Consider the following 11,905-nt stretch of genomic DNA (forward strand, 5'->3'; position numbering starts at 1 on the left):
AATTACCGAGGGAGTCATAAGCTTTGCTGGTGTATGACGAGTTAAACGAGCTTGGGTCATTAGGATCAAAAGGTTTCGTCGTTTGATCGATCACTTCCGCACTGGCATCAAAGTTAGCCACGAAATCGAGTTTATTTGTGGCTTGGGCAGCCAGAGATGATGTCGAAATTTGCACATCCCCTACCGATCCCGAAAGCAAATTTCCGGCGCCATCGACACTGTAGCCTTGAAGCTTGGCACCTGCATTGGACACCACATAGTTATCTTTGTCCGTGCCAAATACGCCTGAGCGGGTATATAAATTCTGGCCGGCGCTGTCTTTGGTGACAAAGAAACCCGAGCCGTTGATCGCCAAATCCATGGCGCGACCCGTACCTGTCACTGAGCCGTTCTTATCAAAGTTCTGCGAGATTGACGCCACTTCCACACCGCCCGGTTGCATGCCGTTGTACACCGCAGAAAACTCAGTACGCGCCCCTTTGAATCCATACGTTGAAGCGTTGGCAATGTTATGGCTGATGGTGTTCAGTTCTGCGTTGGTCGCGTCCAGACCACTCAATGCAATATTAAAACTCATGATTATCCTCTTATCCTTGTTTGATGGTCATGGCTTGGTTATGCGCCAAACTGCGTGATTTGATAGAAAGGAACACTGCCGACACCGGTAATGTTGACCAGTGCTGCGCCGCCAGTGCTTGGAATGCGAACTTGTTCAACTTGCCCGGCCAACAAGACGTTAGGGCTAGCTTGTCCGTCTTGAACGTTGACTGATACGGTGTATTCACCCGCTTTCAATCCGAGCTTTTCTGGGTCGATAGAGAAATCAACATCGCCAGCTTGGTGCGCACCCAACGGCACGTCTGTTTTCTGTCCGTAGGCATCTTTTACCACCAAGGTGACTTGATTGGATGCGTGGGCAAGCTCCACTTTTCCGTTCTGAATGCCCTCACCAAGCTCAAACTCATTGCCTGATACATACACGGTTTGGCCAACCAAACCCGCGGTTGAAAGCACCTGCATGTTGTCGAGCAGCACCATGCTGTTTTGCATGGTTCCCGACATGTTTTCCATGCTTTGTACTTGTGAGAACTGTGCAAGCTGACTGACATATTCGGTGCCATCAAGCGGGTTAAGCGGATCCTGATTCTGGATTTGCGCCACCATCAAGGTGATGAATTCGTTTTCCAAAGAGCTGGCGCTGTTTGTATCAAGAGGGTTACTAGACACAGTGGCGTCTTCGCTTCTGGCGGTGATTGGTGCGTCCGCAGACATGGCGGTGTAGTGTGCAATACTCATTTAGCTACCTTGTCCTAATTTCAGCAGACCCTGCTGCATGCTTTTGACATTCGCCATCACTTCGACGTTCGTTTCGAAGCTACGCGTCGCAGACATCATGTCGGCCATTTCTGACACCACATCAATACCTGGGTAGTAGACATAACCTTCATCGTTCGCGAGCGGACTGTTCGGCTCGAAGCGTTTTTCAGCCTGATTTTGCGCTTGCACCACATCGACAATGCGCACTTCCGCATTCGGATACATGTTTTCGCCCGCGACCAATTGGGTGTTGCTGTACACCGTCGCGAAAACCGGCTTAAGCGCTTTGTAAGCGTCATCCGGATTGGCCGACACGGAATCGGCGTTAGCGAGGTTGCTGGCCACGGTATTCAAGCGCACGGTTTGCGCGTTCATCGCCGAGCCTGCAATGGTGTAAATATCGGTAAATGACATGGTTAGCGTCCTTCAATCACTTTTGCCAAGCCGGAAAACTTCATGTTCAGAAAGGTCAGGCTGGTTTGAAAATCCATGTTGTTTTGAGTGAATTTGGCTTGCTCTACCCCAAGCTCGACAGTGTTTCCGTCTTTGCTGTTCTGATAAGGGATCGCGTACTGAGCGCCAATTTTCATGCTTGGGATTTGTTTAGTGACACTTCCCGACGACATTTGACGCATCACAGTGGTAAAGCTCAGGTCTTTTGCGAGGTATCCCGGCGTATCAACATTCGCTAGGTTACTCGCAAGGACTTTGGTACGCTGAACGCGAAAATTCAGCGCGTCCGGGTGCACACCCAAGGCTTGTTCAAACGTGATTGCCATGCCTCTCTCCTTAAATTCATTTCGAATACCCACAGGTAGTTACAAGATGCATGCCAGAAATATAATTATTGAAAATCAATGAGATACAAAAACAAAGGGAAAGCCAACTTCCGCCTATCGGAAGTATTACTTAGCAAAGGGAAGTCCATGGTTCCTGTCGTTCGTTCTGTGTTTTTTTCCCTGTTCGTATTGAGCGCACTAGGCGCTTCAACAGCGTTTGCAAAGGAGAAGTCGCAGTCAGAAATCATGTTGTCAGAAGCCACGATCACAGACGTAGTGGGTCGTGCTTATCAAGACGAAGTGGCACACACCGCTCAGTCTCGTCACTGGCCTGATTACACCCTGACATTTGATATTCGCGTGCCGCGTGCCGTCAGCCACCTGCCGCCATGTCAGTCTTCGCTTGTGATTGAAGGTCGCGACCATCAATCACTGCCGATTGGTCATCTCAAACGTTCCGTGCGTTGCGAAGATCTCAACAACCCGTGGAGAATGAACGTGTCGATCAAAGGCGCGATCACCCTGCCAGTAGTGGTCACCCTAACGGCCCTTCAGCGGGGCGACACGGTGATTGCAAAAGCGTTGAAATTGGAAGCTCGAACACTGACCCGAGACGATGCCTTTTTCACATCCATAGCCGATGCCACGGATCATCAAACTCAACGCCGTGTTCGCGCGGGTTATGTCTTAAACCCCGCTAAATTAAGCGCGATTCCATTAGTGGAAAAAGGCAATGAAGTCGTGGTAATTGCCAGCAAAAATGGCTTTACCGCCAGCACCAAAGGGGTGGCGCTAGAAAATGGGAAGAAGGGCCAGCAAATTGATGTGCAAAATCTGTCATCAGAGAAAGTAGTTCGTGCACTGGTGACAGGTTTAAATCAGGTTCATACACAGTTTTAATTGAATTTTTCACCAAAAAGCTCATTTCATGTGCCATTTGGTTTCACATTGAGCCATTCTGTAGAGAATGCTCAAGCGGTGGTTGATATTCTCGTTCTCACAGATTGCAAAGGAGAGCCACCATGAAAACCATATTTTTAGTCCCATTCATCGCCGCCGTGTCTTTTGGTAGCCAAGCACTGACGTTAACCAGCCAAGATATTCAAGAAGGGACTCGCATGGCTGAGACCTTCGCCTTTCAAGGCTTTGGTTGCACAGGTGATAACCTGTCACCACAACTGAGCTGGAAGGATGCACCGAAAGGGACAAAAAGCTTTGCCATTACTGCCTATGATCCCGACGCCCCGACAGGCAGCGGATGGTGGCACTGGGTCGCGTTAGATATTCCATCATCGCAACAAAGCGTTGAACGCGGCATATCGGGCAAACTGAAAGACGCCCGAGAAATGGGCAACGATTATGGCGCAATTGGCTTTGGCGGTGCTTGCCCACCAAAAGGTCATGGCATGCACCGTTATCAGTTTACCATTTGGGCATTACCAACTGAAAAGCTTGAACTGCCAGATAACCCGTCCAACGCCCTGATTGGCTACATGCTAAATGCATCGGCACTGGACAAAGCGACACTCACTGCAACCTATGTGAGCGAATAAGTAAAAGCAAAAACGGAGGGTACGGATGACGATGACTTTGGTGCAGGCAGGGCAGTTTCGCGGTGTGACTTCGCAGCCGCTTCGCAATGTGTTGATTTACGCGCCAACTATTATCTGGGTGAACCGAGGCTACAAAAAGCTTTGGTGGCAAGATGATCCTCGTCATTACACGCAAGAAGACTGGCTGGTTGTGCCCGCCAGTCATTATCTTACGTTTGTGAATGAACCGTCACAGACAACATTTTATTCCCGTACCCTCACCTTCCTAGAACCACCGCCCTCTGAATGGCTAGAAGATTTATCGAGCAGCGCAGCTTCAGCATCAAACGCTGTCAATAGCGAACCGCGCGTCAGCGTGACGCCACAACTCGCTTACTGTTTCGACACGCTCTACGAGATGGCAGAGAAAAACTTGGCAGCTGACACGCAGCGTCAGTTCCTTCACGGGTTTTATGCTGAACTAAAAGCCGCGGGGTCTCTGCATCTTTTGTTTCCAAGCAAAGAAGGGGCGTTGAAAGAACAACTCGCGAGTTATCTCAGCCTCAATCCCGGCGATGCGCACAGCATCGATACGGTTGCCACGCACTTTTCCATGAGCCCAGCGACACTGAAACGTAAGCTTGCCTCTGAAGAGACCTCTTTTAGGCAAGTGCTCACTAACATCAGAATGGTATATGCCCTTTCTTTGATGCAAAAATCACGCACTCAGCTCAATATCGCACTCGCTTGTGGCTACCAATCCGAAGTCCGTTTCGCCAGTCGTTTCAAGGATGTGTTTGGAGTAACGCCAAAGCAATATGTGCAAACGCTGTAACGTTTTCGACCCCTTTCGATTGGCGACAAATTCATCAAATTAAAGAAAAAATTGGACTGAGCTTGGCAACTCTCGGTTAAAAAGCTCGAAATCACCAGTGACCCGAGTAACTCTCTCCAACAAACCATCACTTTTCATCAAAAATGCGTTTCGTATTTAATCCTGTCATCAAGATGGTCGCATTTATCCTATAAGTGATGAACAAGGACATTAAACATGAAAATCGATAAAGTTGCGGGCGGCCACATTCAGCAAAGCTCACTGAATCAAACGGCCACCAAATCGGCTGAAACGCCTGTTCGCTCATCAGTTGTTGAAACACAACTCAACACCAATACGGCGGCAATCAGTAAAGCCCAGCAAGAATTGGCCTCTATGCCGAATATTGACATGGCAAAGGTAGAACAAATTCGTACTGCCCTTCAGCGTGGCGAATTGAGTTTAGACATGCAGGCGCTATCACAGGCCGTCATGCAGTTTCACACAGGCCACGAATAACACACCTTAATTGAGGGGACGGACATGGCATCGACTGCCACCCAACATATTCAACAATTTCTGCGTACCATTAGCAGTGACATAAAACAATACAACCAATTACTGCCTTTGATCATCGCGCAACGTGGCCTTTATCTACAGTTTGATGCGCCAGCGCTTCAAACCAACATTCGCAAACAGTTACCCATCATTGAGCAGGTAAAGTGCACTGCCATTGAGCGCTCGCAGTGCCTGGCAAATATTGGCGTAACGGCAGACGATGCAGGTACAAAAAAATTGCTGAACGCTCTTCCGCCCAGCATTGCTCCGCAAGCAAGAAAGCAGTGGATGATACTGAAAGACTTGATCACGCAATGTCAGCAATACAATGCGGAAAACGGCCAGACTTCCGCCAGTTTCCACGAAATGTTGAACCAGTTAAATCAATCGGAAAACCACACCTATCACGAGCAGATTGGTCAATCGTGATACGCTCCACGCTGACGTACGCTACAGCACGCATAACCCTTATCTTTGCGTGTTCTTTGGTTGTTTCTCTTTCACTTAGCGCCGCTCCAACGCAAAACCAAATAGAACAAGAATTCCGCGTTCTCGCCCCTTATAAAACGCAAATTCTCAGCCAGTTTGATTCATATTCTCCATTGGTGAACCACATTCTCGGTGAACTCCGTTCCCAAGGTTTACCTAGCGCGTTTGTTCTCATCCCAATGCTGGAATCCTCATACAACCCTTCCGCCGTTTCCTCAGCGAGTGCAAGTGGCCTGTGGCAGTTAATGCCTGCCACCGCAAAGCGATTTGGATTAACGGTTGAAAGCGACAAAGACGAGCGATTTGACGCCTATGCCAGTACCGATGCGGCCATCAAATATCTGAAATTTTTGCATCACAAGTTTGATGGTGATTTAGCCCTCACACTCGCCGCTTATAACGCAGGAGAAGGACGGGTTTCCCGGGCAATAAAGCGCGCTGGAACAAACGTATTTTCATCGCTCAAATTACCTAAAGAAACCACTCAGTACGTGAGCCGATTTTATGGGTTGAATGAACTGGTGAATGTGAAAGCACTTGATAACGAACATTTCGAACCAATGCTGTTGTTCGCGGGCGAAGCACGTTTGGCTAAAAGGCCGCTGATTGACCTAACATCTATTCCTCGCCTGATTGACTTATAACCTGCTCAAGCCTGATACATAAGTACGAGCGAAAAGTGATGTAAAACGGCAGGGCTAAAGTTCATCACAATGAATTTACAGGCCATTTCCGGCGCGCTAACTTTGTAAAATACAAATCTCCCAAAAGTAGCCACACATTTCGGCCACACTTATCACCGTTCTATCATTCATTCTTAGCATAAGATCTCACTTTCATTCTTACACGCAGTGAAATAAACCCGACATGTGACCACTCAAACAGTATGGTTAATTGGCTGTTTTGCTCAGTCATCACTAAGAGGCACATCACAAAATAGCCTTGATAAAACACGTACATTCAACCTGTATAGACAACTTAACAGATGTATAAGCAAGGTGATACGTATGCTTTCGACGCTGCTTTCTGAACAACGAATTTCCATTATTGATTCCGCATCAGATTGGGAAAATGCCATCGACTTGGTCTGCGCGCCATTGATTGAATCTGGCGATATCAAAACGGATTACAAGGATGCGATCGTTAAGACCACATTGGATCTTGGCCCCTACTATGTCCTCGCGCCAATGATAGCCATGCCACATGCCCGTCCTGAAGAGGGTGTCGTCAACAACTCACTTTCATTGCTTATCGTCCGCAACGGTGTCGAATTCCACAGCGAAGATAACGACCCAGTAAAACTGCTTCTTTTGTTGGCAGCCAAAGACAGCAGCCAACATATCGAATTGATCACTTCTATCTCTGAGTTTTTCTGTAACGACGAGGATGTCCTCGCTGTTATCAATGCTCAGAACACACAAGAAATCATTGAAATAATTAAAAAATATTGAGGGTAACACTATGCGTATTATGGCCGTTTGTAGCACAGGTCTTGGTTCTTCTTTCATGATCGAAATGAAAGTAAAAGAAATTATGCGTGATTTGGGTATCGATGCAGACGTTGAGCACACGGATTTGGGCTCAGTGACACCGGACATGGCTGACGTGTTCATTTGTACCAAGGATTTGGCTGACAGTATTCATGCAGGCGATGTTATTTCTATTCCTAACATCACCGACAAAGTCGCAATGAAAGAAAAGATTGAAGCTTACTTAAACCGTAATTAGAGGGTGTGGCTATGCTTGACTTCATCACTGATATTCTTAGTACTCCAGCCATTCTAATTGGCTTAGTTGCTCTGCTAGGTTTGGCGATTCAAAAGAAATCCAGCTCCGATGTCATCAAAGGCTCTATCAAAACCATTCTTGGTTTTATCGTCATTGGCGGCGGCGCGGGCATCCTTGTTTCCGCTGTCACCCCTATGGGTGTGCTCATGGAAGAAGGCTTTAGCCTTCGCGGTGTTATACCCAATAACGAAGCTATCTATGCCACAGCAATGGCTGACTTTGGCGCATCAACGTCAATGATCATGGCGTTTGGCATGGTCGCAAATATCTTCTTCGCTCGCTTCAGTAAATTCAAATACATCTTCTTGACCGGTCACCACACGCTATACATGGCTTGTATGATTGCGATCATTCTAAGTGTGGCTGGATTTACAGGTGCTACGCTGGTGTTCCTCGGCTCGGTGACGTTGGGTCTTATCATGGTGCTTTTCCCTGCCATGGCACAGCCTTTTATGCGCAAAATCACGGGCAGTGATGACGTTGCATTTGGCCACTTCTCAACCGTCGGCTATGTGGCTTCTGGTCTTGTCGGTCAGTTAGTCGGTAAAGGTTCAAAAAGCACCGAAGAGATGAACTTGCCGAAGAACCTTGTGTTCCTTCGTGACTCTTCAATCTCAATCTCTCTTACCATGGGTATTATCTACCTCATCCTTGTGTTGGCGGCAGGCTCTGAGTTTGTCATGGAGAACTTAAGTAATGGCCAAAACCCAATCGTTTACGCCATTTTGACAGCGATTGGTTTTGCTGCAGGTGTGTTCGTTATCCTTCAAGGCGTGCGTCTTGTTCTTGCGGAAATCGTCCCTGCTTTTAACGGTATTTCTCAGAAATTGGTACCTAACGCTAAGCCAGCGTTAGATTGCCCAATCGTATTCCCTTACGCGCAAAATGCCGTTTTGGTTGGTTTCTTATGCAGCTTCTTAGGTGGCTTAGTGAGCATGGGGATATTGGGTGTGATGGAGCTAACACTCATCCTTCCTGGTGTTGTTCCTCACTTCTTCACTGGTGCGACAGCGGGCGTTTTCGGCAACGCAACCGGTGGTCGTCGTGGCGCAGCTGTTGGCGCTTTCGTTAATGGTGTCGTCATTACCTTCCTAACCCTTTGGTTACTGCCAGTTCTGGGTGACCTTGGTTTTGCCAACACAACGTTCTCTGACTCTGATTTCGCTATCACAGGTATCTTCCTTGGCTACCTAGCAATGATCGGTAAAGAAGCAGTAGTACTGGGTATTGCACTGGTGGCGGGTCTTGTACTAAGCACAAACTTCTTGGGCAAGAAGACACCTGAAACTGCGGAAAATAACTAATTCCCAAGCGGGCTGAGTACCGGCCCGCTAACCCTATTCCCCCGAGGTAACTATGCAATCTTCTCTTGATCTACGTCAGATTGAGTCATTCAATCTGTCTATCAAAAAAGAAATGGCGACAGCACTTTTAAACATGGGTTATGGACACTTTGGTGGTTGCCTGTCTGTCACTGAAACCCTTGCTTGTCTTTACGGTCGCTACCTAAAGCACGACCCAGCAAACCCTCAGATGAAAGACCGCGATCTGTTTGTACTTTCAAAAGGTCATGCTGGCCCAGCGCTTTACGCCACCTTGGCATTGCGCGGTTTCTTTGACATTTCTTGGTTAAAAACCATCAATGCCAACGGCACGAATCTGCCAAGCCACGCTGACATGCAAAAAACGCCCGGCGTAGACATGACAACTGGCTCGCTCGGTCAAGGCATTTCATGTGCAACTGGCATGGCGGCAGGTTCAGATTCCAACGTATTCACCATTGTTGGTGATGGTGAGCTTCAAGAAGGCCAATGCTGGGAAGCCATTCAATTTGCAGCCCACCACAAACTCAGCAATCTGGTGGTTTTTGTTGATAACAACAAACGCCAACTCGATGGTGACATCAACGACATTCAAGCGTCGTTTGACCTTCAGAAGAAATTCGAATCTTTCGGTTTCCAATCGCTGTCTGTTGATGGTGGAAATGTTGAAGCGATTTGTGACGTCATCGAAAAAGCCATTGCAACGAATGACCGCCCTACCGCCATTATTCTCGATACCGAAAAAGGCCAAGGCATGCAGAGTGTGATTTCAATTTCTGCAAACCACCATTTACGCCTAGACGACAATTTGCGCGCTGCGATTGAAGCAGACATAGCCCTGTTGGATGCAAAAATTGAGGAACTAAAATGAGCAAAGAACTTCGAGTTATCCATGCAGAAATGCTGATGGAATTGGCTGAACAACATGATGATGTCATGGTATTGGAAGCCGATTTGATGGGCAGTGTCAGCACCCGCAAATTTGCAGACGCTTTTCCGAAGAATTTTCTGCAATGCGGCATCGCAGAAGCCAACATGATTGGCGTAGCTTCTGGCTTATCTGCGGTTGGTAAAGTGCCGTTTGTACACTCTTTTGGCTGTTTCGCAACACGCCGTTGCTATGATCAGATTTTCCTCGCTGGCGGCTATGCTGGCCAACACATTAACATCTTCGGTAGTGATGCGGGTGTGACAGCTGTGACCAATGGCGGCACGCATATGCCATTTGAAGACACTGGCCTCATGCGCTTGGTTCCGAATGCCACGATCGTCGATGTGTCCGATGAACACGTTCTGCGCGCGGCAATGCGCCATGCTTATCACCGTAAGGGCGTTAACTACATTCGCTCAACACGAAAAGATGTTCCTGCGCTGTATGAGTCAGAAAGCGACATTGAAATCGGCAAAGGTAACGTCTTAAACGATGGTGAAACGCTGACAATTATTGCCTCAGGCATTTGTGTTCATGATGCACTTGAGGCTGCGGAAATCATCGAAAACAATACAGACGCTACCGTTGCTGTGATCGATATGCACACCATCAAGCCGCTGGATACAGAACTCGTCGTGAAGTACGCGCAAAAAACGGGGCGAGTAATCACCATTGAAAACCACAATACTATCGGTGGCTTGGGTGACGCGGTAGCAAGCGAATTGCTTTCCTCTGGTGTCGCGCTTAAGCAATTCCATAAGCTTGGCGTGAATGAACAATATGGTCAGGTTGGTTCTTTAGACTACCTCAAAGATGCCTATGGGATCAGCGCTGAACGTATTGCCGATTTCTGCTTCTCTGTATTAGCTGACAAGTAACGACTCCGTAACCAAAATCGGTCATTCACGGTAAAACAAGCGTATTTGTTTTCACCGCGCAATAACATACACTGCTAACTGGTATCTTCATGTAGATACCAGTTTTTTTATCTGCACGACATTGCCTAAACGCGGGCCATTACAATCATCGAACAAGATAATTATAAGAACACTATGACCATCAAAGTGACAGGGAAGCAGCAGGAAGTTATCGACTTTATTGAACAAAAAATATCGTCAGCTAACCTGAAGTCAGGAGACAAACTGGATACTGAAGCAGGCATTGCCAAGCACATCGGTATTACACGTTCAACAGTTCGTGAGGCTACACGCTACTTGGTTGAACAAGGCGTCATTTATCGCGTTAAAGGTTCTGGACTTTATGTTGGCTCCGGCCTACCTGTGCAAAGCGGCAATTTTCACGAACTCTCCCCTTTCGATCATCAGGCACAACAGGCTGGCCAAAGTGCAGTCAGGCGTGTGGTTTCTAGCGCAATAATTCAAGTCCCTACCGTGCAAATCGCCCATGCGTTGCGTATTAAGCCCAATGAACAGGTCTACTATCTCGAGCGATTGATGAGCTTTGGCAATATGCCTGTCTCTTTTGAACAGACGCATATCCCCGTCGCTATCTGCCATGGCTTCGAATTTAATCAGATCGAGCACTCAAAATACGGCTACATGGAACGACTGACAGGCAAGAAAGTACAAATGCGGGAACAAGATATCTCAGCGTTTAACCTTCATGATACGGAACTGGCAGAAATGCTAGGCGTGGACACCGGACAAGCTATGATAGAGCTTAGGGAGTTAGTTTCATTTGAGGATGGAACCCCATTTGAATATACCGTTGCGACAATTAATAGTGATTTGTTCAATATCCATCAGGTCACAAAGCGCTAGTCTTGTTCTTCTGGACGTGATCTACCGCATATAGCCCAAGGCGGATAAATGCAAAAAGGCCGCTGTATCTTTCGAAAGAACAGCGGCCTTTTCTCATTTGGTGGAGCCAGATCGTGATATAGAGGGATTTACTGTTCGCTTCGCTCACGCCCTTCGGGCCGTCGCCTTTCCGACTTCGTCGGGGCAACGTTGTCTCGCTTCGCTCGGCTGAACCCAAGCCTAGGATTCTGCACCCTATTTATAAATGCTTATTCCAGATACGAAAAAGCCCGCTCACTGAGCGGGCTTAATCTAATTTGGCGGAGAAATAGGGATTTACTCTGTCGCTGCGCTCCCTTGCCCTTCGGGCCGTCGCCTTTCCGACTTCGTCGGGGCAACGTTGTCTCGCTTCGCTCGGCTGAAGACTAGGCGTCCCCCCCCTCCTAGGATTCTGCATCCCTATTTATAAATGCTTATTCCAGATACGAAAAAGCCCGCTCACTGAGCGGGCTTAATCTAATTTGGCGGAGAAATAGGGATTTGAACCCTAGGAGGGCTATAAACCCTCGCCGGTTTTCAAGACCGGTGCTTTAAACCACTCAGCCATCTCTCCGT

General features: G+C 47.7%; 16 protein-coding genes, 1 tRNA gene and 1 other RNA gene. 12 read left to right on the plus strand and 6 right to left on the minus strand.

All coding sequences use genetic code 11. The features are described 5' to 3' along the window. The 4 genes from A1OO_RS06320 to flgB form a co-directional block, all read right to left on the minus strand. Positions 1–577, minus strand: a 577-nt coding sequence (locus tag A1OO_RS06320; protein ID WP_017004953.1) for a flagellar hook-basal body complex protein, incomplete at its 3' end; no start/stop codon positions are given. 38 nt (positions 578–615) lie between these two features. Next, a complete protein-coding gene (flgD, locus tag A1OO_RS06325; RefSeq protein ID WP_017004954.1) occupies positions 616–1,296 on the minus strand; it encodes a flagellar hook assembly protein FlgD in 681 nt (226 codons plus the stop codon). Then, positions 1,297–1,731 carry a flagellar basal body rod protein FlgC gene (flgC, locus tag A1OO_RS06330; protein ID WP_016959280.1) on the minus strand — a complete coding sequence of 145 codons (435 nt, stop codon included), beginning with the start codon at positions 1,729–1,731 and terminating at the stop codon, positions 1,297–1,299. A gap of 2 nt (positions 1,732–1,733) precedes the next feature. Beyond that, positions 1,734–2,096: a flagellar basal body rod protein FlgB gene (gene flgB / locus A1OO_RS06335; protein WP_017004955.1), complete on the minus strand. Its 363-nt coding sequence runs from the start codon at positions 2,094–2,096 to the stop codon at positions 1,734–1,736. A 147-nt stretch (positions 2,097–2,243) separates the two neighbouring features. Here flgB and flgA point away from each other — a divergent pair, with 147 nt between their 5' ends. The 12 genes from flgA to A1OO_RS06395 all read left to right on the plus strand — a co-directional run bounded on the left by flgA (position 2,244) and on the right by A1OO_RS06395 (position 11,311). Continuing rightward, positions 2,244–2,996 carry a flagellar basal body P-ring formation chaperone FlgA gene (gene flgA, locus A1OO_RS06340; RefSeq protein WP_017004956.1) on the plus strand — a complete coding sequence of 251 codons (753 nt, stop codon included), beginning with the start codon at positions 2,244–2,246 and terminating at the stop codon, positions 2,994–2,996. Between the two features lie 122 nt (positions 2,997–3,118). Next, positions 3,119–3,649, plus strand: coding sequence for a YbhB/YbcL family Raf kinase inhibitor-like protein (locus A1OO_RS06345; RefSeq protein WP_017004957.1), 531 nt, complete (start codon positions 3,119–3,121; stop codon positions 3,647–3,649). 25 nt (positions 3,650–3,674) lie between these two features. Beyond that, positions 3,675–4,463, plus strand: coding sequence for a helix-turn-helix transcriptional regulator (locus A1OO_RS06350; protein ID WP_017004958.1), 789 nt, complete (start codon positions 3,675–3,677; stop codon positions 4,461–4,463). Positions 4,464–4,679: 216 nt separating this feature from the next. After that, positions 4,680–4,961 carry a flagellar biosynthesis anti-sigma factor FlgM gene (gene flgM / locus A1OO_RS06355; protein ID WP_017004959.1) on the plus strand — a complete coding sequence of 94 codons (282 nt, stop codon included), beginning with the start codon at positions 4,680–4,682 and terminating at the stop codon, positions 4,959–4,961. 24 nt (positions 4,962–4,985) lie between these two features. Further along, positions 4,986–5,429, plus strand: coding sequence for a flagellar protein FlgN (locus tag A1OO_RS06360; RefSeq protein WP_017004960.1), 444 nt, complete (start codon positions 4,986–4,988; stop codon positions 5,427–5,429). After that, positions 5,426–6,133, plus strand: coding sequence for a lytic transglycosylase domain-containing protein (locus tag A1OO_RS06365; protein WP_017004961.1), 708 nt, complete (start codon positions 5,426–5,428; stop codon positions 6,131–6,133). Before A1OO_RS06360 ends, A1OO_RS06365 begins: the two co-directional genes overlap by 4 nt. 363 nt (positions 6,134–6,496) lie before the next feature. Further along, positions 6,497–6,940 (plus strand): PTS sugar transporter subunit IIA, encoded by a 444-nt coding sequence (locus A1OO_RS06370; protein ID WP_017004962.1) that lies wholly within the window; start codon positions 6,497–6,499, stop codon positions 6,938–6,940. Positions 6,941–6,950: 10 nt separating this feature from the next. Next, entirely contained in the window at positions 6,951–7,217 is a 267-nt protein-coding gene (locus A1OO_RS06375; RefSeq protein ID WP_016959289.1) for a PTS sugar transporter subunit IIB, read from the plus strand. Positions 7,218–7,228: 11 nt separating this feature from the next. Beyond that, positions 7,229–8,581, plus strand: coding sequence for a PTS ascorbate transporter subunit IIC (locus A1OO_RS06380; RefSeq protein WP_016959290.1), 1,353 nt, complete (start codon positions 7,229–7,231; stop codon positions 8,579–8,581). A 52-nt stretch (positions 8,582–8,633) separates the two neighbouring features. After that, entirely contained in the window at positions 8,634–9,470 is an 837-nt protein-coding gene (locus A1OO_RS06385; RefSeq protein ID WP_017004963.1) for a transketolase, read from the plus strand. After that, a complete protein-coding gene (locus tag A1OO_RS06390) occupies positions 9,467–10,408 on the plus strand; it encodes a transketolase family protein (protein ID WP_016959292.1) in 942 nt (313 codons plus the stop codon). The genes A1OO_RS06385 and A1OO_RS06390 overlap by 4 nt, the downstream gene beginning before the upstream one ends. Before the next feature lie 174 nt (positions 10,409–10,582). Beyond that, positions 10,583–11,311, plus strand: a complete 729-nt coding sequence (locus tag A1OO_RS06395; RefSeq protein WP_016959293.1) for a GntR family transcriptional regulator — start codon at positions 10,583–10,585, stop codon at positions 11,309–11,311. Positions 11,312–11,422: 111 nt separating this feature from the next. On the opposite strand, the gene A1OO_RS06400 is transcribed toward A1OO_RS06395, so the two are convergent. Beyond that, positions 11,423–11,563, minus strand: a non-coding RNA gene (locus A1OO_RS06400) — RtT sRNA. 249 nt (positions 11,564–11,812) lie between these two features. Further along, positions 11,813–11,903, minus strand: a tRNA-Ser gene (locus A1OO_RS06405). Positions 11,904–11,905 lie beyond the last annotated feature (2 nt).

It is taken from the genome of Enterovibrio norvegicus FF-33 (assembly GCF_000286835.2).
Classification (GTDB): domain Bacteria; phylum Pseudomonadota; class Gammaproteobacteria; order Enterobacterales; family Vibrionaceae; genus Enterovibrio; species Enterovibrio norvegicus_A.